This window comes from Paraburkholderia piptadeniae (genome assembly GCF_900007165.1).
In the GTDB taxonomy this organism is placed as follows: domain Bacteria; phylum Pseudomonadota; class Gammaproteobacteria; order Burkholderiales; family Burkholderiaceae; genus Paraburkholderia; species Paraburkholderia piptadeniae.
In genome coordinates this window covers 179410-200655 of the sequence record NZ_CYGY02000023.1, presented here as the reverse complement: position 1 = coordinate 200655, position 21246 = coordinate 179410, and the positions used below count along the sequence as shown (strand labels likewise).

Below are 21246 nucleotides of genomic sequence, written 5' to 3'. Positions count from 1 at the left end.
GAGAGATGCAGATGCGACGTGTCGAGGAGTCCGTTTTGAAGAGCCATTCCGAAGGCCAAATTGTTCTGCTCGCGCCGATGACGGGGCCCGTCGTTCCGCTCGCGAGCGTGCCCGATCCTGTGTTTTCAGGCGGCATGTTCGGCGATGGAATCGGCATTGATCCACTGGAAGGCAAGCTCGTCGCGCCGTGCGACGGTGTCGTGATGCATCTGGCGCGTACGGGCCATGCCGTCACGATCACGACGGAGGAAGGCGCCGAAGTGCTGCTGCATATCGGCATCGACACCGTCGAGCTGAACGGCAAGGGTTTCGCGCCGATGGTCGAACAGGGCGCGAAGGTGCGCAAGGGCGACGTGCTGATCGAGTTCGACCAGGATACGGTCGCGCGTAACGCGCCGAGCCTCGTGTCGGTGATTGCGATTGCCAATTCGGATGCGTTCGAAATAGTCGAGCGCGCCGAAGGCGGCACGCTGAAGGCAGGCGAATCGCCGCTGCTGACGCTGCGTGCGCGAGACGGCCATGCGGTCGCGGCGTCGCGCGAGGCGTCGAGCGTCACCGAGGAAGCGCGGCAATCGATCGTGCTGACGCATGCGGGCGGTCTGCATGCGCGTCCGGCGGCGCGTGCGCGCGAAGCGGCGCGCGGTCTCGATGCGCGCGTCGAAGTACGCTTCGAAGGCAAGAAGGCGGCGATCGAAAGCGTCGTCGGTTTGCTGGGGCTGGGCGCGGGGCAGGGCGCGACGGTCGAAATCGTCGGCATTGGAGCGCAGGCTGCGGCCGCTGTCGAAGCAGTCGCGCGCGAACTGACGCGCGAGGCGCACGGCGAAGCGGAAGAAAAGCCGGCGCGCGAGATATCGCCCGTGCCCGTCGCGGCCGCGCCCGCGCCTGTTGCGGGCGGCGCGCCGCTCGTGCCGAACACGCTCGCGGGCGTGTGCGCGGCGCCCGGCATCGCCGTGGGCAAGCTGGTGCGCTGGAACGACGCCGACATCGATCCGCCGGAGACGACGGGCAACACGCCCGCTTCCGAGAGCCGTCAGCTCGACAAGGCGCTCGCCGCCGTCGATGCCGAACTGAACACGACCGTGCGCGATGCTTCGCAACGCGGCGCGCATGGCGAAGCGGGCATTTTCGCCGTGCATCGCGTGCTGCTCGAAGACCCGACGCTGATCGACGCGGCGCGCGATCTGATCAGTCTCGGCAAGAGCGCGGGCTTCGCGTGGCGCGAAACGATCCGCGCACAGATCGACGTGCTGTCGAAGGTCGACGATGCGCTGCTCGCCGAGCGTGCAGCCGACTTGCGCGACATCGAAAAGCGCGTGCTGCGCGCGCTCGGCTACTCGAACGCGGCCGCGCGCTCGCTGCCCGATGAGGCCGTGTTGAGCGCGGACGAATTCACGCCGTCGGACCTGTCGTCGCTGGATCGCACGCGCGTTACGGCGCTCGTGATGGCGCGCGGCGGCGCGACGTCGCACGCGGCGATCATCGCGCGTCAGGCGGGCATTCCTGCCGTCGTCGCGCTGGGCGACGCGCTGCATTCGATCGCCGACGGCACGCAGGTCGTGGTCGACGCGACGGCGGGCCGTCTCGAGTACGCGCCGAGCGCGCTCGATATCGAACGCGCGCGCAATGAACGCCAGCGCCTTGCCGGCGTGCGCGAAGCGAATCGCCGCACGTCGCAGCAAGCAGCCGCGACGAGCGACGGTCGCGCGATCGAAGTGGCTGCCAACATCGCGACGCTCGACGATGCGACGGCCGCTGTCGAAAACGGCGCGGACGCCGTCGGCTTGCTGCGCACGGAACTGCTGTTCATCCATCGCCAGGCGGCGCCGACCGTCGACGAGCATCGTCAGAGCTACCAGTCGATCGTCGACGCGCTGCAAGGCCGCACGGCCATCATCCGCACGCTCGACGTCGGCGCGGACAAGGAAGTCGACTATCTGACGCTGCCGCCCGAACCGAACCCGGCGCTCGGCCTGCGCGGCATCCGTCTCGCGCAGGTGCGCCCCGATCTGCTCGAAGACCAGCTGCGCGGCCTGCTCGCTGTTCAGCCGGCGGGCAAGGTGCGGATCATGTTTCCGATGGTGACGGACGTGGGTGAGCTCGTGCGTCTGCGCAAGCGGATCGACGAGCTCGCCGCCGAAACCGGCCGTACCGACAAGATCGAAGTCGGCGTGATGATCGAAGTGCCGTCGGCGGCATTGCTCGCCGACCAGCTGTCGAAGCACGCGGATTTCCTGTCGATCGGCACGAACGATCTCACGCAATACACGCTCGCGATGGACCGCTGTCAGGCCGATCTCGCCGCGCAGGCGGACGGGTTGCATCCGGCCGTGCTGCGGCTCGTTTCGGCGGCCGTGCAGGGCGCGGAGAAGCATGGCAAGTGGGTCGGCGTGTGCGGCGCGCTTGCCGGCGATCCGCTCGCGGTGCCGCTGCTCGTCGGCCTCGGCGTGACCGAGCTGTCGGTCGATCCCGTGTCCGTGCCGGGCATCAAGGCACGTGTGCGCAAACTCGATTATCAGCTGTGCCGTCAGCGCGCCCAGGACGCTCTGGCGCTCGAATCGGCACAAGCGGTAAGAGCCATGAGCCGCGAACTCTGGCCGCAAGACTGATCGCGCACATGCGCAATCCGTCCTGGGACAGAACCCGTCGGCTCGACATTTCAACCTGCATGTAAAGCAACGACTCACATACGAGACAAAGGAGTGGAGGTATCAATGGATGGGAATCCGTTTCTGAAGATTCAGCGCCTTGGCCGCGCACTGATGCTGCCGATTGCGGTACTGCCCGTGGCCGGCCTGCTGCTGCGCCTCGGTCAGCCCGATGTGTTCAACATCAAGATGATCGCCGATGCCGGCGGCGCGATCTTCGACAACCTGCCGCTCCTGTTCGCGATCGGCGTCGCTGTCGGCTTCGCGAAGGACAATAACGGCGTTGCGGCGCTGGCGGGCGCGATCGGCTATCTGATCGAAGTCGCCGTGATGAAGGACATCAACGACAAGCTCAATATGGGCGTGCTGTCGGGGATCATCGCCGGCATCGTCGCGGGGATGCTGTACAACCGGTACAAGGACATCAAGCTGCCGGACTACCTCGCATTCTTCGGCGGCAAGCGCTTCGTGCCGATCGTCACCGGGGTCGCGTGTCTGGTGCTGGGCATCGTGTTCGGATACGCGTGGGCGCCCGTGCAGGGCGCAATCGACACCGCCGGCCACTGGCTGACGACGGCAGGTGCGATCGGCGCATTCGTGTTCGGTCTGCTGAACCGGCTGCTGCTCGTCACCGGCCTGCATCACATCCTGAACTCGCTCGCATGGTTCGTGTTCGGCACCTTCACGCCGCCGGGCGGCGCGGCCGTGACGGGCGACCTGCATCGCTTCTTCGCGGGCGACCCGACGGCGGGCACCTTCATGACGGGCTTCTTCCCGATCATGATGTTCGGTCTGCCAGCCGCGTGTCTCGCGATGTTCCACGAAGCGCCGAAGGAGCGCCGCGCGGTGGTCGGCGGCCTGCTGTTCTCGATGGCGCTCACGTCGTTCCTGACGGGCGTGACCGAGCCGATCGAGTTCAGCTTCATGTTCCTCGCTCCCGTGCTCTATGCGATCCACGCGGTGCTGACGGGCCTGTCGCTCGCGATCTGCTCGGCGCTCGGCATCAAGCTCGGGTTCACGTTCTCGGCGGGCGCGATCGACTACGTGCTGAACTACGGCCTGTCGACGAAGGGCTGGGAAGCGATTTTCATCGGCCTTGCCTATGCCGTCGTCTATTACGGTCTGTTCCGCTTCTTCATCCGCAAGTTCAACATGGCGACGCCGGGTCGCGAGCCGGATACGGCTGACGCCGCCACCGAATCGTACGCGTCGGCCGGTTACGTGGCGCCCGTCGAAGGCGCAGCGGCAACGTCGACGACGCGCGCGCAGCGCTATATCGCCGCGCTGGGCGGCGTAGCGAATCTGTCGGTGGTCGATGCGTGCACGACGCGACTGCGTCTGTCGGTCGTCGATTCGGACAAGGTGTCGGAGAACGAACTGAAGTCGATCGGCGCGCGCGGCGTGCTGAAGCGCGGCGCGGGCGCGGTGCAGGTCATCATCGGGCCGGAAGCGGACATCATCGCCGATGAAATCCGCGCGACGATCGCGAGCGGCGATGCGACGGCGGCTGTCGTTTTGGCTGCTTCGTCGTCGGCATCTATGGGCAATGCGGCTACGGCTGCGACGACTGCCGATGCTCCCTCCGCAACGGGCAACGGTCCGCTCGATCCGGACCCGCTGCGCTGGCTCGCCGTGTTCGGCGGCGCGGCGAATATCGTCTCGCTCGAAGCGGTGGCGGCGACGCGCCTGCGCATCGTCGTGCGCGATCCGTCGGCTGTCGATCGCCAGCGCCTCGATACGCTGAACGTCGCGTGGGTGTCGACGGATACGTTCCATATCGTCGTCGGCGAATCGGCGCAGCGTTACGCGCAGCAACTGTCGATGCGTTTGACGGCGACGGCTTGAAGCTCTTGGCTGCCTGAGCGTCTTGCGATAAAAAATCGGCGCCCCTCGGGGCGCCGATTTGCGTTTACCGCACACCGCGCCTGTCGAATCAACGCTCGTTCACGTCGTCGTCGACGACATGGTTCGCTTCGAGCCACATCACGTTGATGATGCCGAACGCGAGCGCGAGGCCAATTCCGAGAATCCAGCTGAAGTACCACATGGTCCCGTCCTCTTCGTGTGTCGTGCGTCAGTACATCGAGTGATGATTCTGTTCGATCGCTTCGGCCGTCACTTTGCCGCGCATCACGCGATACACCCAGCTCGTGTAGATGAGCACGACGGGCAGAAACACGATGACGGCGATGAGCATGATCTGCAGCGTCATCTGGCTCGACGTCGAATCCCAGACAGTAAGGCTGCTGCGGCCATCCAGCGACGACGGCATGATGAACGGAAACATCGAGAAGCCCGCCGTCAGGATCACGCCGATCACCATCAGCGACGTGGACAGAAACGCCGTGCGCTCGAAGCGCGAGTTTGCGAGCACCAGCGCGAGCACGCCGCCGACGATTCCGGCCAAAGGCGCCGCGATCATCCACGGGTACAGCGAGTAGTTCGTGAGCCACAGGCCCGGCGCGCCGAGCACATTCTTCAGCAGCGGATTCGCGACGGTATCGGGCGGAGCGGGCTCGCTGATCTGATAGCCGCCGATCAGCGTCGCGACCAGCACGCCCGCGATCAGAAACAGCGCGACGGCGACGAGCGACGCGATGCGCAACGCGGCGGACGCGCGCCGCGCGACGATGCCATCCGCTTTCATCTTCACGAACGCCGCGCCGTGTGCCGCGAGCATCGACACGCTCAACAGTCCGCTCAGCAGCGCGAACGGGTTGAGCAGCGCGAAGAAGCTGCCGTGATAGGTGACGCGCAGGTCCTGATCGAAGGCAAATGGCACGCCTTGCAGCAGATTGCCGAACGCGACGCCGAACACCAGCGCGGGCACGAAGCCGCCGGTGAACAGCGCCCAGTCCCACGCGCTGCGCCAGCGCGGATCGTCACGCTTGCCCCGGTAGTCGAAGCCCACGGGTCGGAAGAACAGCGAGAACAGCACGAGCAGCATCGCGAAGTAGAAGCCCGAGAACGACGCCGCATAGACGAGCGGCCACGCGGCGAACATCGCGCCGCCTGCCGTGATGAGCCACACCTGGTTGCCTTCCCACGTCGCGCCGACCGTATTCACGACGATGCGCCGCTCCGCGTCCGTCTTGCCGATGAACGGCAGCAGCATGCCGGCGCCCATGTCGAAGCCGTCGGTGAGCGCGAAGCCGGTCAGCAGTGTGCCGATGAGCGCCCACCAGATCAGTTTGAGGGTTGCGTAATCCATAGCGTGGTGTCCCGTGATGCAAGCGTGTCGATGTCGCTCATGCAGCCGTGTTCGCGCCGACCGTTGTCGTTTCGGTCCGCTCGTGGTGATAGCGGCCCGTGTGCAGCGACGACGGACCGAGCCGCGCATACTTGAACATCAGCGTGATCTCGATGATAAAGAGCGCGGTATAGAACACGACGAAACCGGCGAGGCTCAGATACAGATCGCTCGCGGTCAGACTCGACGCGGACAGCGACGTCGGCAGAATGCCCGCGATGGTCCACGGCTGGCGTCCCAGTTCGGCGACGACCCAGCCGAATTCCGCCGCCAGCCACGGCAGAGGAATCGCCCACACAGCCCAGCGCAGGAACCAGCGTCGGTTGTCGCGCAACAGCGTGCGCTGCGCACAGAAGAAGAACGCGAGCACGAATGTCGCGAGGAACAGCAGGCCGAGGCCGACCATCAACCTGAACGACCAGAACACGGGCAGAACGGGCGGGACTGTTTTCTTCGCGGCCTGCCTGATCTGATCGGCGGTCGCGTCGGTGACGTTCCGCGTGAACTGCCTGAGCATCAGGCCGTAGCCGAGGTCCTGCTTGTTCGCGTCGAACGAGGCGCGCGTTTCGTCGCTCGTGTCGCCCTGCTTGATCTTTTGCAGCGCGCCGTACGCGATCATCCCGTTCCTGATGTGCGCCTCGTTGCGCGCCATCAGCTCCTTGAGCCCGACGACGGGTTCGTCGAGCGAACGCGTCGCGATGATGCCAAGCGCGTAGGGCACACGCAGCGCATAGTCGGTGCGCTCTTCCTGCTGATTCGGGATGCCGAAAATCGTGAACGGCGCGGGCGGCGGCGCGGTTTCCCATTCCGATTCGATCGCGGCGAGTTTCATCTGCTGGACTTCGCCTGTCGTGTAGCCCGATTCGTCGCCGAGCACGATCACGCACAGCGTCGATGCGAGGCCGAAGCCCGCCGCGATCGCGAACGAGCGCAGCGCGAACTCGGTGTCGCGGCGCTTGAGCAGATACCACGACGACAAGCCGAGCACGAACATCGACGCCGTCACATAGCCCGCCGATACCGTGTGCACGAACTTCACCTGCGCGACCGGGTTGAAGATCACGGCGAAGAGGCTCGACAGCTCCATGCGCATCGTCTCGTAGTTGAACTCGGCGCCGACGGGATTGTTCATCCAGCCGTTCGCGATGAGAATCCACAGCGCGGACAGATTCGAGCCGAGCGCCACGAGAAACGTGACCATCAGATGCTGGACGCGAGACATCCGGTTCCAGCCGAAGAAGAACAGGCCGACGAAGGTCGATTCGAGAAAGAACGCCATCAGCCCTTCGACGGCGAGCGGCACGCCGAAGATGTCGCCGACGTAGTGCGAGTAGTACGACCAGTTGGTGCCGAACTGGAACTCGAGCGTGAGCCCCGTCGTGACGCCCATCGCGAAGTTGATGCCGAACAGCTTGCCCCAGAACTGCGTCATGTCCTTGTAGACCGGCTTGTCCGTCATCACGTAGACGCTCTCCATGATGACGAGCAGCCACGACAGTCCGAGCGTCAACGGTACGAAGAGAAAGTGATACAGGGCCGTAACGGCGAACTGCAGACGCGAAAGGTCGACGACATCGCTAGCGGGCATGGTTGTCACCTTGGGACGGAGGCGAGGCGGGCACGGAGAGCAGTGCCTGGGCGACCTGTGCGGGCGGCAGAGACATGTGCTGCGCCTGCGGATGATCGAAGAACGCAAGCTTGAGCGCGAGCAGAAGCGCGAATTTGACGGCGAGGACGATCGCGATGTCACGTGCGAAGGTCGGGCCGCGGGCCCACGCGACGATGCGGCTGCTGAGCGCGCGGCGTAAAGGATTCCTATGATTGAGCGTTATGGCCATGATCGATTGGCAACGACATCGCGCCGGATGCTCCGGCAGGACCCAGCGCCCCACACGGCCGCACTGGCGCACGCATAACGATTGTAGGAATAGTCTGTCGGCTGGGGGCGCGTCATCGCGTCGCGAGCCCGGCAGTGCTTCACCACTAATAGGCCACGTTCCGCATCAGGTCAAGGCGAGCGCTCGCACGTGACCTGCGGCGACGCAGCTTTCGACGATGCAAAGAAAAAGCCCCACCTTCTTTCGAAAGGCAGGGCTCAGTGCAGGTTCGATGCGGCTTTCAGCCGCCCGATGCTTCTCTGACTGTTTCTCTGACGTTACGCGTACTCGGCCAGTGCGGCGCGCATCTTCTTCATCGCGCTTGCTTCGATCTGACGGATGCGCTCAGCCGACACGCCGAATTCATCGGCGAGTTCGTGCAGCGTCGAGCCACCCGAGCCGTCGTCTTCGACCTGAAGCCAGCGCGCCTCGATGATGCGGCGGCTGCGCGGATCGAGCGACTCCAGCGCGCTCGCGATACCGTCGCTTTGCAGCCGGTCGCGCTGGCGCGCAGCCAGCACGGCCGTCGGCTCGCTATGTGAATCGGCCAGGTAGGCGATCGGGGCGAATGCTTCTTCGCCGTCTTCGATCTGTCCTTCGAGTGCGACATCGCCACCCGACAGGCGCGTTTCCATCTCGGCCACTTCCTCGCGCTTCACGTTCAGCTCTTTCGCGAGACCGTCGATCTCGTCCGGCGTGAACGATTGCAACCCTTGCTTGTGGCTGCGCAGGTTGAAGAACAGCTTGCGTTGCGCCTTGGTCGTCGCCACTTTCACCGTGCGCCAGTTGCGCAGGATGTATTCGTGAATCTCAGCCTTGATCCAGTGCATCGCATACGACACTAGGCGCACGTTCTGCTCCGGGTCGAAGCGCTTCACCGCCTTCATCAGGCCGATGTTGCCTTCCTGGATCAGGTCGGAGTGCGGCAGACCATACCCGAGATAGTTGCGCGCAATCGACACGACCAGCCGCAAGTGCGACAGGACGAGCCGGCGTGCAGCGTCGAGATTGTTGTCCTCGCGGTATTCGGTGGCGAACTGGCGCTCTTCTGCCGGCGTCAGCATCGGAATCCGGTTCACGGCCTGGATGTAGGCGTCGATATTGCCCAAGTGACCGGGCAGAAGGGAAGCATGCGAGAGCGTCAGTGCACCTGCCGAACCGGCCTTGGCCGACGACGGGCTCAGAGTACTCGGAAGGGTCAATGTGTTGCTCACGTAGCAAACTCCTTTATTCAGACAAAAGTCCGGCAAAGCCAGACCACGATGGATGTTAGCACTCTCGTATGTCGAGTGCTAATACTTAGAAGCCATAGGGGCATCCAAGTTCCCAAATATCTATCGAAATTCACATCTCAATAGTATTGTACCTCGTCTGCTAGTTCTCTACCGAACGCGTAGCATCCATCGCCTGAGCAAGAATTCGCAATCATCGGTAAGATTTTTTCAGAAACGGAACCAATTATTTGTGGCTTTTTAGTTGTTTTTAAAGGGTCCGATAATTGCCTCTGTCTCTAAAATGTCGCTGCACGATTTCTCGCCGCTCAACCCTGAAAATTCAGTGGACACACGATGGAAGAAAACAACAAGGCTTGGTGTGGTCTGGCACTTAAGTGCGCCGCGGCGGCGGCGTTTTGGGGCGTGTGCGGTTCGGCTTGGGCTGACCAGTTCGGCGTGCAGATTACGGGCGGCCTCGGCGATCATCACGTGCGCAAGCTCGATCTGGGCTTCGTCTGGGACCCGAATCTGACCTGGTGGGAAATCGGCGGCTGGCACTTCGCGCTCATCGGCGAAGCGCACGCCGCGTGGTGGCACACTGACGAAGGCGATGTCCACAACAACATCGGCGAATTCGGCGTCACGCCTGTCGTGCGGTTCATCAAGGGCACGGGAGCGTTCCGGCCGTTCGTCGAGGCGGGCCTGGGCGTGCGCGTGCTCACCAGTCCGCGAATCTCTTCGACCTTCAGCTTGGGCTCTGCGTTCCAGTTCGCCGACATGGTGGGCGCGGGCGCTCAATTTGGCTCGCATCAGCAGTATGAGCTCGGCTACCGTTTCCAGCATGTCTCGAACGGCGGTATCAAAGAGCCGAATCCTGGTATAAATTTCCACCAGGTTTACGTGCAGTACAACTTCTGACGACGGCCGCCGTTGCAGGCGCTGTCGTCCTGGGGGCGAATGCAATGGCGGCAAAAGTGATCGAGGCGATTCGCGGGCTGGAGCGCGATCGCTTTCGCGCGATGGTCGAAGGCAATGGGCAGCAGCTCGACGCGCTGCTCTCCGACAACGTCATTTACGTCCACACGAACGGCAAGCGCGAGTCGAAGCAGCAGTTCATCGATGCCATCACGGCCGGGCGCCGCCGCTATCGGCAGATCGAGATCCAGTCGCAGGACGTGCTGCCCGTCGGCCGCGAGACGTGCGTGGTCACGGGACGCGCGCTGATCGAGATGGAAGCCAACAGCGGCGCGCTGCTCTTTCCGATCGCTTACACCGCGATTCAGGCGCAGGAGGACGGAAAGTGGCGGCTGATTGCCTGGCAAGCGACGCGTTGCGCAATCGAGTGACGCGGATCGCGCGATCACTCTGTTCCTGACGGCGCCACCTCGTGGGTGGGCCGTGCGCGCCGCGGTGATCCAAACCGTCGGCGCTGGCATTTGTGGGTTGCTGCCCGTGTGTCCGTGGCGATGCGTCCAAGGCAGTCCGGTTGCTACGCCGCAACCCGTCGATCCACCGGCGGCCAGCCCGCGCGATTGATGCCGCTGACTACGGCATCGACTACTGCCACCATTTCGTCTTCCGCGACGCCTACGCCGTGCCGCGTCGGCTGCTCGCCGACACGGCAGCCGACGAACACGGCCGTGCGCCCGTCCGTCGTGCGCACGGCCTCGAACGACGTGATTTCGACGGGCTGCTTTGCGGCCGCCGACATTTGCTGCGCGACAGCCTTCGCATACGCCTCGTGACCGTCGACGCGGGCGGCCGTCGTCGCGGGCACGCCGATCTCGCGCTTGTTCCATCTAACCGTCGATCCGTTCACGCGCTGCGCCGGTCCTTCCGTCTCGAAGTATTCTCGCGCGAAGAGCGCGCAGATCGCGTCGCCCGTCACTTCTTCGCCCGACTGGTCGGCGACCGTTTGCACCGCGTGGCTGAATTCGATCTGCACGCGGCGTGGCGGCGCGAAGCCCATGCCGCGCTCGAGCAGATACGTCGCGCCGCCCTTGCCGGACTGACTGTTCACGCGAATCACGGCGTCGTAGCTGCGGCCGACGTCGGCGGGATCGACGGGCAGATATGGCACTTCCCAGGCGGCGCCCGCTTTCAGCTGCGCGAAGCCCTTGCGGATCGCGTCCTGATGCGAGCCCGAAAACGCCGTGTAGACGAGATCGCCTGCATACGGATGCCGCGGATGCACGGGAATCTGGTTGCAGCGCTCGACGACGCGCCGCACCCCGTCGATATCCGAGAAGTCGAGCCCCGGATCGACGCCTTGCGTGTACAGATTCATCGCAAGCGTCACGATGTCGACATTGCCGGTGCGCTCGCCGTTGCCGAACAGGCATCCTTCGACGCGATCCGCGCCCGCCATCAGCGCGAGCTCGGCCGCCGCGACGGCGGTGCCGCGGTCGTTATGCGGGTGCACCGACAACACGATGCTGTCCCGGTAGCCGAGATTGCGGTCCATCCATTCGATCTGATCGGCGAACACGTTCGGCGTCGCGGCTTCGACGGTGGCGGGGAGATTCACGATCATCTTGTGATCGCGCGTCGGGCGCCACGTCTGCGCGACGGCGTCGCAGACTTCGCGCGCGAACGGCAGCTCGCTCATGCTGAACGTCTCCGGCGAGTACTGATAGGTCCAGTGCGTCTGCGGACGCGCATCCGCGTGCTCGCGAATGATTCGCGTGCCTTCGACGGCCAGCGCCTTGACCTCTTCCTTCGACTGGTCGAACACGATCTTGCGGAACGACGGGCAGATCGCGTTGTACAGATGGACGATCGCGCGCGGTACGCCTTCGAGCGCCTCGAACGTACGCGCGATCAGCTCTTCGCGCGACTGCACGAGCACTTCGATCGTCACGTCGTCGGGAATGCGCTTCTCGTCGATCAGCTTGCGGACGAAGTCGAAGTCGGTTTGCGACGCCGACGGAAAGCCCACCTCGATCTCCTTGAAGCCGATCTGGACGAGCATCTCGAAGAACTCGGTCTTCTGCTCGATGCTCATCGGCTCGATCAGCGACTGGTTGCCGTCGCGCAGATCGGTGCTCATCCAGATGGGCGCGCGCTCGATCGTGCGGCTGGGCCATTTGCGTCCGGTCAGACGGACGGTGGGGAAGGGACGGTATTTCTCGGGAGGGTTGCGCAACATGGTGAGCCTCGTTCGTTTCGTTTAGTCGTGTGCTGGGTGATGTGGCGTCGAGCGGCTGGCGGGCTGCCACGGATGCACGTCCCGCAAGCCGGGCGCTAGCGGGAGCAACGAACGGGCGCGGACGAAGAACATCATCGGGACGACGACGAAGGCAACGATCGGTACTGAAGCCCATACAACGTGCATTTGACCCTCGCGATTCGTCCGAACGGTAAACGGACGAATACAGACGACTACAGGTTTTGAAGGAACTACGGACTGGGGTGAAACAGGAACTGCTGGAACTGCTTGGGAGGACCGCGCGAGCCACTGTGGCGACTGCGTGCGGCGCTACGCCTGGCTTACGCTAGACGTAGCGATAGGGGCCGCGCTAGGCGGCCGAGGGTAATTCGGAGGGTGTTCAGGTAAGAACGCATTTGCAGAAGATAAGCGAGGCCGTGCGAGGCTGTCAACACGCCGTGGTCACGCGGTGCTCTTCTGACGGCGCACGCTGCGGCCATTCGCTGCGGTTCACAAGGTGTGTGAGACCGCTCTCTGCCTTCATCAGGCGGCCTTTCTGGCGATGTCGACGATCAGTTCGATCTGGCGCGTGATCGCGGCCGGAACAGGCGCTTCGCCACGCAGAACGGATTCGATCCAGGCCGCCGTCGTGCGGGCGTCGCGGCCTTCGGGCAGTTCGACTTCAGGCGCATCCGGCGACGAGCGCTCGGCAGCAACGCGCGTCTCGCAGATGCCGTCGTGCAGCCAGTCGATCTGCACCTGGCGGCGCGTATCGGCGACCGCTTCGCCTTCCGTACCGCGCGCGAGCAATGCGCCGCCAACGGCCGCGTCGGGATGCGCGACGAACAGTTGCGTCAGGCTTTCTCGATACGGTGGGTGCGTATAGTTCACGAGCCGCAGACCTGCGGGCGCGAACGGCTGAAGAATCTTGACGAGCGTATGCGTCGAGTTGCGCACTCCCATCCGCCGACGCAGCGACAGCAGCCGCGCGAGCTTCGGCGCGAGCGTTTCGATGGGCGCGAACGCGATGCGCCGGTTCGCAAGGCACGCTTCGATATCGGCGTGCGTTTGTGCCGGCGCGACGTTCAGAAGGGCGAAGATTTCCGCGCTCGTCACACGCCCCGGGTCTTCCGTGACACCGTGAACGAGCACGGGCACGCCCTCGCGCGCGAGCAGCAGCGCGAGCAGCGGCACCAGGTTCGGCTGCTTGCGCGCGCCGTTGTAGCTCGGAATCGACACCGCCTGGTACGCGTCGTGCGTCACGTTGACGGGCGCGAATGACGCATGCGCAGCCGCAAGCATCGCGGCCAGTTCGTCGGCGGATTCCCCTTTCACGCGATACGCGAGCAGGATCGCGCCCAGTTCCAGGTCGGACACGCGGCCGTCGAGCATCGCGGCGTAGAGCGCATGCGTGTCGTCAGGCGTGAGCGCGCGCGCGCCATTGGGGCCGCGCCCGATTTCCTTGATGAAGCGGGCGCAGGGGAAAGGAGCGGCAGTATCGGTGAAATCGGTCATCGGGCAAATCGGTTCGTGGGAACAGCGGATAACGTGGTCTCGCATTGGCTCCGCGAGTGCGCCGGACGCGGACCACGTGGGATCGTCGGCCGTTTGGTCCGGGTTCTGTTCAGTATCGCATGCTGCGCGTGCCTGCAGAATTCGAGAAAATTGCCGGCCTGCATCGAACGGTAAAGCATGGCTGCGAGGCTCGCCACCTGGCCATTCGGCCAGGCCGCGCGCGTGACGGCGTCGCGTTACACTCGGTGCTTCGCTGCGTCGAGCGGCTCAATCAATCGAAGACGGAGAACGGAATGGGTTACGTGTTTGCGCCAGCGCCGGTGACGGCAGTGCCAGTCGTCGGATCGGACGATCAATTCGCGGTGCGCCGCATTTACTGTGTCGGCCGTAACTACGAGGCGCACGCACGGGAAATGGGCCACGATCCCGATCGCGAGCCGCCGTTCTTCTTCGCGAAGCCCGCTGACGCCGTGCTGTACGTAGCGCCTGGCGCGACTGGCGAATTCGCCTATCCGGCGCAGTCGAAGAACGTGCACTACGAGATGGAACTCGTCGCGGCAGTCGGCAAGGCCGGCAAGAACATCTCCGCCGACAACGCGCTCGAGCACGTCTATGGTTACGCGCTCGGCCTCGACATGACGCGTCGCGACCTGCAGGCCGAGGCGAAAAAGCTGGGCCGTCCGTGGGACACGGCAAAGGGCTTCGACCAGTCGGCGCCGCTCGGCCCGATTCATCCCGTGTCGAAAGTCGGTCATGTCGGCGAGGGCGCGATCTGGCTCACCGTCAACGGCGAGGAGAAGCAGCGTTCGGACGTGTCGCAACTGATCTGGTCGGTGGCCGAGACGACTGCGTATCTGTCTACGTTCTTCGAACTACAGCCAGGCGACCTGATTTTCACGGGCACGCCGGAAGGCGTCGGCGCGATCGCGCAAGGCGATCTGATGAAGGGCGGCGTGGACGGGCTGGGCGAGTTCAGCGTGCGCGTCGTTTGATGACGTAGAAGTGAGGTTGGGGAGGACAACACAATGAAGCTGTACAGCTACTTTCGAAGTTCCGCGTCGTATCGCGTGCGCATTGCGCTGAACCTGAAGAACCTGCCGTACGAATACTTGCCGGTGCACATGCTGCGCGATGGCGGCGAGCAGTTCAAGCCCGAGTATCGCAAGCTCAATCACGATGCCGTGGTGCCCACGCTGGTGGATGACGGCACCGTCCTGACGCAGTCGATTGCGATCGTCGAGTATCTGGAGGAGAAGCATCCCGAACCGGCGCTCTTGCCTTCGACAGCCACCGATCGCGCGTATGTCCGCTCGATCGCGCTGCAACTCGCGTGCGAGATTCACCCGTTGAACAATCTGCGCGTGCTGAAGTATCTGAAGCGCACCGTCGGCGTGAACGACGAGGTGAAGGACGCGTGGTATCGCCACTGGATCAGTTCGGGCTTTGCGGCGCTCGAAGAATATCTGATCGCGGATGGGCGCGCGGGCAAGCTGTGCTTCGGCGATACGCCGACTCTGGCGGATATCTGTCTCGTGCCGCAGGTGTTCAACGCGACCCGCTTCAACGTCGATATGAGTCCGTATCCGACCATCCGGCGCATCTGCGACTACGCGAATACGCTCGATGCGTTCGCGCGCGCGGAGCCTGGCGTGCAGCCCGACGCCGAGTGAGTTTGCAGCCTTCTTCGAGCAGACGCGGATCGCAAGCCGGAACGGTGACGGCAACAAAAAGGGCGTCATGCAAGCACATGACGCCCTTTGTACCTGGTGACTGGCCAGCCTTAGCGGCCCGTCAAGTCAGCCCAGCAGCGCATCCGAGAACTCTTCGGCGCTGAACGGCTGCAGATCCTCGACCTTTTCGCCGACGCCGATGAAATACACGGGCACCGGGCGCTGCCGCGCGATCGCCGCGAGAATGCCGCCCTTCGCGGTGCCGTCCAGCTTCGTCACGATCAGGCCGGTGAGGTTCAGCGCATCGTCGAATGCCTTGACTTGCGCGAGCGCGTTCTGACCCGTGTTCGCGTCGATGACGAGCAGCACTTCGTGCGGCGCGCCGTCCATCGCCTTGCCGATCACGCGCTTCACCTTGCGCAGTTCTTCCATCAGATGGAGTTGCGTCGGCAGACGGCCGGCCGTATCCGCCATCACCACGTTGATCTTGCGAGCGCGCGCCGCGCCGACCGCGTCGAAAATCACCGCAGCGGGATCGCCGCTTTCCTGCTGCACGACCGTCACGTTGTTGCGCTCGCCCCAGATCGCGAGCTGTTCGCGCGCGGCGGCGCGGAACGTGTCGCCTGCGGCGAGCAGCACCGACTGGTTGAAGTTCTGCATGTGCTTTGCCAGCTTGCCGATGCTCGTCGTTTTGCCGGCGCCGTTCACGCCCGCGATCATCATCACGGTCGGCTGGTAGTGGCCGAGCGTCAGCGACTTCTCCAGTGGCTTCAGCAGGTCGACGAGCAGTGCGCGCAGCGCGCCCTTGACTTGCTGCGGATCGGTGAGGCGCTCGGCGCGTACTTTTTCGCGCAGGGCTTCGAGCAGATACTCCGTCGCGTCGACGCCCGCATCGGACATCAGCAGCGCCGTCTCCAGTTCTTCGTACAGTTCTTCGTCGATCTTCGTGCCGACGAAAATGCCCGTAATGCTCGAACTGGTCTTCGACAAGCCGCTCCGCAGACGCGTGAGCCACGTGCGCTTCGCTGCCGCCTCGGGTTGCGGCGGCGGGATGATTTCGACTTCCTCGTCCGCGTCTTCGAAGTCGGCGGCGCTCGGCACGTAATCGGGGTCGAATTCGGGCGCGTCGGCTGAGTCGGGCACCGGCTGCGCGTCGCGCGCGGGCTTCGACGAAGTGCCGGGAGTGCCGGGAGCTGGCGCTTCGGGTGCTTCCGGCGCGGCCACGTCCTGCGTATCGACGTCTCCGCCGGAATCGGTCCGCGACGCCTCAGGCGTGCCGTCGGGCGTCTTCGAACCCTTGAATCGTTTGAAAAAGCTGAACATGGTCTGAGCTGCGTGAGAATGCGCTGGATTCCCGCTATTTGCCGGATGACGCGTGGTGACGAACGTCGACGCGTCGGTCCTGGCGGCGGGGCATGGCAGTGCGGGATGCGAGGCGCTGGAAGCCGAACATTTTATCAGGCGCTTCCGGCGCCGTCGTGATGGTGCGTCATTGGGCTCCGCGACGGGCGTCATTGCGCACCGTCCCGGTGAACTTCGGCGAAGGCCGCCGCGCGCGTGTGGTAACGTGGGCGCTCCGGCCCGCCCGTCGACGAAAGCGGCGCGATCGACAGATCCCGACGCGCATCGCCCCCCATCCACGACAGGCAGGCGCACGCTCGACAAATGAACCGCATGTCCCGTACTTCCCCTGCACGCGCAAGAAACGCGCCGTCCGGCCGTGGCCAGGCGCACACCATTCGCATCATCGGCGGCGACTGGAAACGCACGCCGCTGCCCGTTATCGACATCGACGGGCTGCGTCCGACGCCCGACCGCGTCCGCGAAACGCTGTTCAACTGGCTCGGCCAGCGGCTGGACGGCCAGCGCTGTCTGGACCTTTTCGCCGGTAGCGGCGCGCTCGGCTTCGAGGCCGCGTCGCGGGGCGCCGCGCGTGTGCTGATGGTGGAGCGCAACGCGCGCGCGGCGGCGCAATTGCGCGTCAATCAGGCCAAGTTGTCGGCCAGCGCGATCGAAATCGCCGAGGCCGATGCGTTGCGTCTCGCCGCAAGCCTCGCGCCCGGTTCGTTCGACGTCGTCTTTCTCGATCCGCCATTCGGCGAGAATCTGCTCGGCCGCGCCCTCGAGGTCGCCGCACCGCTGGTAAGCGCGGATGGCTTTCTATATGTCGAGTCCGGAGAATCGCTCGACGCGGCTGAAAACGCGGCGCTCGAAGGCTGGTCGGTGATCCGCGAGGGCAAGGCGGGCGCCGTCCGCTATCATTTGCTGCAACGCGAAAATGAGGAATAATGCGCGTTCATAACAAGCGCCGGGCGGTCTGCCGCTAAACGCGCGTTTGTCGTTGCCGGACGAGTCCCGCGGGGCGTTCCGGCACGCTTCTAGTCTGTAGAGAGGAGAAATCCCATGGTAGTCGCCGTGTATCCGGGTACGTTCGATCCGCTCACGCGTGGTCACGAGGACCTCGTGCGCCGCGCATCGAGCATTTTCGACACGCTGGTGGTGGGAGTGGCGGATAGCCGCAACAAGAGACCGTTCTTTTCACTCGAAGAGCGGCTCGACATCGCCAACGAGGTGCTCGGCCACTATCCGAACGTGCAGGTGATGAGCTTCAAGGGGCTATTGAAGGATTTCGTCCGGGTCAACAACGCGCGCGTGATCGTGCGCGGTCTGCGTGCCGTATCGGACTTCGAGTACGAGTTTCAGATGGCGGGCATGAACCGCTATCTGCTGCCGGACGTCGAGACGATGTTCATGACGCCGTCCGATCAGTACCAGTTCATCTCGGGCACGATCGTGCGCGAGATCGCTCAACTGGGCGGCGACGTGAGCAAGTTCGTGTTCCCATCGGTGGAAAAGCGGCTGCAAGATAAGGTCGCGGCGATGGAGCAGGCGCGGGCGGCGGCGCAACCGTGATCCCGGCCCCTGACGGAGCGTTGCGTCGTCGTAGTCGATAACCGGACGCGAAACGTGGTCTATCCGACAGGCGTAAAATTGTGGATTACGGAATGTTAGCCGGCATGCGCGCGACGCGCGCCGGCATGAAGTGAGAACAGCATGGCCCTGATGATTACCGACGAGTGCATCAATTGCGACGTTTGCGAGCCCGAGTGCCCGAACGACGCGATTTCGATGGGCCCGGAAATCTATGTGATCGACCCGAAGAAGTGCACCGAATGCGTCGGCCATTTCGATGAGCCGCAATGCGTGCAGGTGTGCCCCGTCGAATGTATTCCGCGCAATCTGGAGCATCAGGAGACGCAGGAAGAGTTGATGACGAAGTACAACGCGCTGCAGGCCGCAAAGAGCGCGTGATCTCAATGAAAGCGGCGCACGGCGCGCCGCTTGTCTTGCTCCCGGCGTATCAGCCGACGATCTCCTTCAACGCGTTCACGAGCGTATCGCATTCGGCATCGGTGCCGATCGAAATGCGCAGATGCTGATCGATGCGCGGCGCCTTGAAGTGCCGCACGAAGATTTCCTTTTCCCTGAGCCGCGTTGAAAGTGTCACGGCATCGTATCCGGCGTGACGCGCGAACACGAAATTCGCGGACGACGGCACGACATCGAAGCCGAGCGCCGTCAGTTGCGCAGTGAGCCGTTCGCGGCTAGCGATCACTTTCTCGGTGCAATCGCGGAACCACGCATCGTCCTCGTATGCAGCCGTCGCGGCGGCTTGCGCGAGACGGTCGAGCGGATACGAATTGAAGCTGTCCTTAACGCGATTCAACGCATCGATCAACGCAGCATCGCCGAATGCAAAGCCGACGCGCATGCCGGCAAGCGAACGCGACTTCGACGTCGTATGCACGACGAGCAGATTGGGATACTTGCCGATCAGCGAAATCGCCGACTGCGCGCCAAAATCCACATACGCTTCATCGACGACGACTACCGAATCGAGATTCGATGCGACCACTCGCTCGATGTCCGATAACAGCAGCGCGTGGCCAGTCGGCGCATTCGGATTTGGAAAGAGGATGCCGCCGTTTGGCTGCATGTAGTCGTCGATGCGAATCTTGAAGGCGTCGTCGAGTGGAATCGTCCGATACGCGACATCATAGAGACGGGCGTACGTTGGATAGAAGCTGTACGTGATGTCGGGAAAGAGAATCGGCTTATCGTGCTTCAGAAGCGCCTGAAATACGGTGGCGAGCACTTCATCTGAGCCGTTGCCCGCAAACACCTGATCGGCGTTCAGACGATGATGCGCGGCGACCGTCTCGCGCAGCACGCGCGCAGTCGGATCGGGATAGCGGCGCAAGGACTCGGCGTGCTCGCCCAGTTCGTTGCGGATCGCGCTCACCACGGCGGGCGACGGCGGATACGGATTCTCGTTGGTGTTCAGCTTCACGGGATGCGCAAGTGCGGGCTGCTCGCCCGGCACGTACGGCGTCAGCCGATGAACGATATCGCTCCAGTAGCGGCTCAAGCTTCTCTCCTTCTTAGACGTGCGTGTCAAGGATTGCGATGCAGTTGCATCATCGCGCGTTCGAGTTCGCCTTTGACGACGGTCGGCATCACGGCAAGCGCGCGCTCGATCGACGCGTCGATCACGTCCTGCTCTTCCTTGCGCGGCGGCTTCAGCACGAAGTTCGCGACGTCCGGCTTCGCGCCTGCGCGGGCGCTCTCGGGAATCAGATCGCGCGGGTGCCCGATGCCGATACGAAGCCGCCAGTATTGCTGCGTCGACAGATGCGCGGAAATGTCTTTGAGGCCATTATGTCCGCCGCTGCCGCCGCCGAGTTTCAGCTTGACGGTGCCGGGCGGCAAATCGAGTTCGTCGTGCGCGACGAGAATCTGATCCGGCAGGATCTTGAAGAAATGCGCGAGCGCGACGACCGATTGACCCGAACGGTTCATATAAGTCTGCGGCTCCAGCAGATGCACTTCTTCACCATACAGACGCGCTTTCGCATAGAAGCCGTGAAAGCGCCGTTCGTCACGCAGCGTCGCGCCTGCTTCGCGCGCGAGTTGGTCGACGAGCCAGAAACCGGCGTTGTGGCGGGTCGCAGTGTATTCGGCGCCCGGATTGCCGAGCCCGACGATCAGCTTGATCATGTTCGAGTGAGCCGCGCGGCACGCACGCAGCCTGGAAAAAATCGAAAAAAAACCCGCCGGGGCGAACCGCGGCGGGTTACGTCGACCGTTCCATTGAAACGGATCGAGAGGATAGCGGCTTTATTCGGCAGCCGGCGTTTCGCCTTCAGCCGATGCTTCTTCCGACACAGTACCAGCAGGAATCGGCGCCGACACGATCACCGGGTTTTCTGCTGCGAGGTGCGCAACGAGTGCGACGCCAGCCGGCAGAACGATGTCCGTTGCGTGCAGCGATTGACCCGCTTCGATCTTCGCCAGATCGACTTCGATGAACTCCGGCAGAGCGGCCGGCAGGCATTCGACTTCGACTTCGTTGATGACGTGCGAGATCACCGCGCCACCCAGCTTCACAGCCGGGTTGGTTTCCTGGTTCAGGAAGTGCAACGGCACCTTCGTGTGAATCTTCTTGTTTGCGTCGACGCGCTGGAAGTCCACGTGCAGCACGAGCTGACGGAACGGGTGGTATTGCACGTCGCGCAGCAGAACCTGTTGCGACTTGCCTGCCACTTCCAGATCGAGGATCGACGAGTGGAATGCTTCTTTCTTCAGTGCGTGAAACAGCGCGTTGTGATCGAGTTCGATCAGTTGCGGTTCGCCGGCGCCGTACACGATACCCGGGGTCTTGCCCGAGTTACGCAGGCGGCGGCTCGCACCCGTACCTTGCAGATTACGCTCGAAAGCGATGACTTTCATTTGATTCTCCATTATCTGCCCGCGACCAGGCAGTAAAACGGGCCTGCATACCCATAACCGGACTAGCGGCCCCAGACACGACGGCGTGAACCTTCGTCCGTTCACGCCGATATGCAAAAGCGCCGCATTTGTCGTGC

The 21246-nt window shown here is 63.7% G+C and carries 20 protein-coding genes; 9 read left to right on the top strand and 11 right to left on the bottom strand.

Features of this window, described 5'->3' with window-relative positions:
* Positions 1 to 11 precede the first annotated feature (11 nt).
* Positions 12 to 2606: a phosphoenolpyruvate--protein phosphotransferase gene (gene ptsP, locus BN2476_RS10905; protein ID WP_087734321.1), complete on the top strand. Its 2595-nt coding sequence runs from the start codon at positions 12 to 14 to the stop codon at positions 2604 to 2606.
* A 105-nt stretch (positions 2607 to 2711) separates the two neighbouring features.
* Complete coding sequence (nagE, locus tag BN2476_RS10900; RefSeq protein WP_087734161.1) at positions 2712 to 4490, top strand: N-acetylglucosamine-specific PTS transporter subunit IIBC; 1779 nt, start codon at positions 2712 to 2714, stop codon at positions 4488 to 4490.
* An 88-nt stretch (positions 4491 to 4578) separates the two neighbouring features.
* Here nagE and cydX read toward each other — a convergent pair whose 3' ends face one another.
* From cydX to rpoH, 5 genes are all read right to left on the bottom strand, one after another.
* Positions 4579 to 4692 (bottom strand): cytochrome bd-I oxidase subunit CydX, encoded by a 114-nt coding sequence (gene cydX, locus BN2476_RS10895; protein ID WP_087734160.1) that lies wholly within the window; start codon positions 4690 to 4692, stop codon positions 4579 to 4581.
* A gap of 27 nt (positions 4693 to 4719) precedes the next feature.
* Positions 4720 to 5856: a cytochrome d ubiquinol oxidase subunit II gene (gene cydB, locus BN2476_RS10890; RefSeq protein WP_087734159.1), complete on the bottom strand. Its 1137-nt coding sequence runs from the start codon at positions 5854 to 5856 to the stop codon at positions 4720 to 4722.
* A gap of 37 nt (positions 5857 to 5893) precedes the next feature.
* The gene (locus tag BN2476_RS10885; protein ID WP_087734158.1) at positions 5894 to 7483 is read right to left on the bottom strand and encodes a cytochrome ubiquinol oxidase subunit I; all 1590 of its coding nucleotides are present in this window, start codon (positions 7481 to 7483) and stop codon (positions 5894 to 5896) included.
* Positions 7473 to 7733 carry a cytochrome oxidase putative small subunit CydP gene (cydP, locus tag BN2476_RS48105; RefSeq protein ID WP_087734157.1) on the bottom strand — a complete coding sequence of 87 codons (261 nt, stop codon included), beginning with the start codon at positions 7731 to 7733 and terminating at the stop codon, positions 7473 to 7475. The genes BN2476_RS10885 and cydP overlap by 11 nt, the downstream gene beginning before the upstream one ends.
* A gap of 317 nt (positions 7734 to 8050) precedes the next feature.
* On the bottom strand, positions 8051 to 8986 hold the full coding sequence (gene rpoH, locus BN2476_RS10875) for an RNA polymerase sigma factor RpoH (protein ID WP_087734156.1): 936 nt from the start codon (positions 8984 to 8986) through the stop codon (positions 8051 to 8053).
* A 354-nt stretch (positions 8987 to 9340) separates the two neighbouring features.
* Between rpoH and BN2476_RS10870 the strand changes: the two genes are divergently transcribed.
* Both BN2476_RS10870 and BN2476_RS10865 read left to right on the top strand, forming a co-directional pair.
* Complete coding sequence (locus BN2476_RS10870) at positions 9341 to 9904, top strand: acyloxyacyl hydrolase (RefSeq protein ID WP_087734155.1); 564 nt, start codon at positions 9341 to 9343, stop codon at positions 9902 to 9904.
* A 44-nt stretch (positions 9905 to 9948) separates the two neighbouring features.
* Positions 9949 to 10332: a nuclear transport factor 2 family protein gene (locus tag BN2476_RS10865; protein ID WP_087734154.1), complete on the top strand. Its 384-nt coding sequence runs from the start codon at positions 9949 to 9951 to the stop codon at positions 10330 to 10332.
* A 143-nt stretch (positions 10333 to 10475) separates the two neighbouring features.
* Here the strand turns inward: BN2476_RS10865 and leuA are convergent, their stop codons facing one another.
* Both leuA and ybiB read right to left on the bottom strand, forming a co-directional pair.
* Positions 10476 to 12134, bottom strand: coding sequence for a 2-isopropylmalate synthase (gene leuA, locus BN2476_RS10860; protein ID WP_087734153.1), 1659 nt, complete (start codon positions 12132 to 12134; stop codon positions 10476 to 10478).
* Positions 12135 to 12677: 543 nt separating this feature from the next.
* Positions 12678 to 13649, bottom strand: coding sequence for a DNA-binding protein YbiB (gene ybiB / locus BN2476_RS10855; RefSeq protein ID WP_087734152.1), 972 nt, complete (start codon positions 13647 to 13649; stop codon positions 12678 to 12680).
* A gap of 293 nt (positions 13650 to 13942) precedes the next feature.
* On the opposite strand from ybiB, the gene BN2476_RS10850 reads away from it, so the two are divergent.
* Together BN2476_RS10850 and maiA are read left to right on the top strand one after the other, a co-directional pair.
* Positions 13943 to 14641: a fumarylacetoacetate hydrolase family protein gene (locus BN2476_RS10850; RefSeq protein ID WP_087734320.1), complete on the top strand. Its 699-nt coding sequence runs from the start codon at positions 13943 to 13945 to the stop codon at positions 14639 to 14641.
* 33 nt (positions 14642 to 14674) lie between these two features.
* Positions 14675 to 15319 carry a maleylacetoacetate isomerase gene (gene maiA, locus BN2476_RS10845; RefSeq protein WP_087734151.1) on the top strand — a complete coding sequence of 215 codons (645 nt, stop codon included), beginning with the start codon at positions 14675 to 14677 and terminating at the stop codon, positions 15317 to 15319.
* A 126-nt stretch (positions 15320 to 15445) separates the two neighbouring features.
* Here the strand turns inward: maiA and ftsY are convergent, their stop codons facing one another.
* A complete protein-coding gene (gene ftsY / locus BN2476_RS10840; protein ID WP_087734150.1) occupies positions 15446 to 16642 on the bottom strand; it encodes a signal recognition particle-docking protein FtsY in 1197 nt (398 codons plus the stop codon).
* A 351-nt stretch (positions 16643 to 16993) separates the two neighbouring features.
* Here ftsY and rsmD point away from each other — a divergent pair, with 351 nt between their 5' ends.
* The 3 genes from rsmD (at position 16994) to BN2476_RS10825 (ending at position 18631) form a co-directional block, all read left to right on the top strand.
* Positions 16994 to 17608, top strand: a complete 615-nt coding sequence (gene rsmD, locus BN2476_RS10835; protein ID WP_087734319.1) for a 16S rRNA (guanine(966)-N(2))-methyltransferase RsmD — start codon at positions 16994 to 16996, stop codon at positions 17606 to 17608.
* Positions 17609 to 17722: 114 nt separating this feature from the next.
* A complete protein-coding gene (gene coaD / locus BN2476_RS10830; RefSeq protein WP_087734149.1) occupies positions 17723 to 18232 on the top strand; it encodes a pantetheine-phosphate adenylyltransferase in 510 nt (169 codons plus the stop codon).
* A gap of 141 nt (positions 18233 to 18373) precedes the next feature.
* Complete coding sequence (locus tag BN2476_RS10825) at positions 18374 to 18631, top strand: YfhL family 4Fe-4S dicluster ferredoxin (protein WP_087734148.1); 258 nt, start codon at positions 18374 to 18376, stop codon at positions 18629 to 18631.
* A gap of 49 nt (positions 18632 to 18680) precedes the next feature.
* Here the strand turns inward: BN2476_RS10825 and hisC are convergent, their stop codons facing one another.
* The 3 genes from hisC to BN2476_RS10810 form a co-directional block, all read right to left on the bottom strand.
* Entirely contained in the window at positions 18681 to 19748 is a 1068-nt protein-coding gene (gene hisC / locus BN2476_RS10820) for a histidinol-phosphate transaminase (protein ID WP_087734147.1), read from the bottom strand.
* A 26-nt stretch (positions 19749 to 19774) separates the two neighbouring features.
* Positions 19775 to 20377, bottom strand: coding sequence for an aminoacyl-tRNA hydrolase (pth, locus tag BN2476_RS10815; protein ID WP_087734146.1), 603 nt, complete (start codon positions 20375 to 20377; stop codon positions 19775 to 19777).
* 120 nt (positions 20378 to 20497) lie between these two features.
* A complete protein-coding gene (locus BN2476_RS10810; protein ID WP_087734145.1) occupies positions 20498 to 21109 on the bottom strand; it encodes a 50S ribosomal protein L25/general stress protein Ctc in 612 nt (203 codons plus the stop codon).
* Positions 21110 to 21246: the final 137 nt, after the last annotated feature.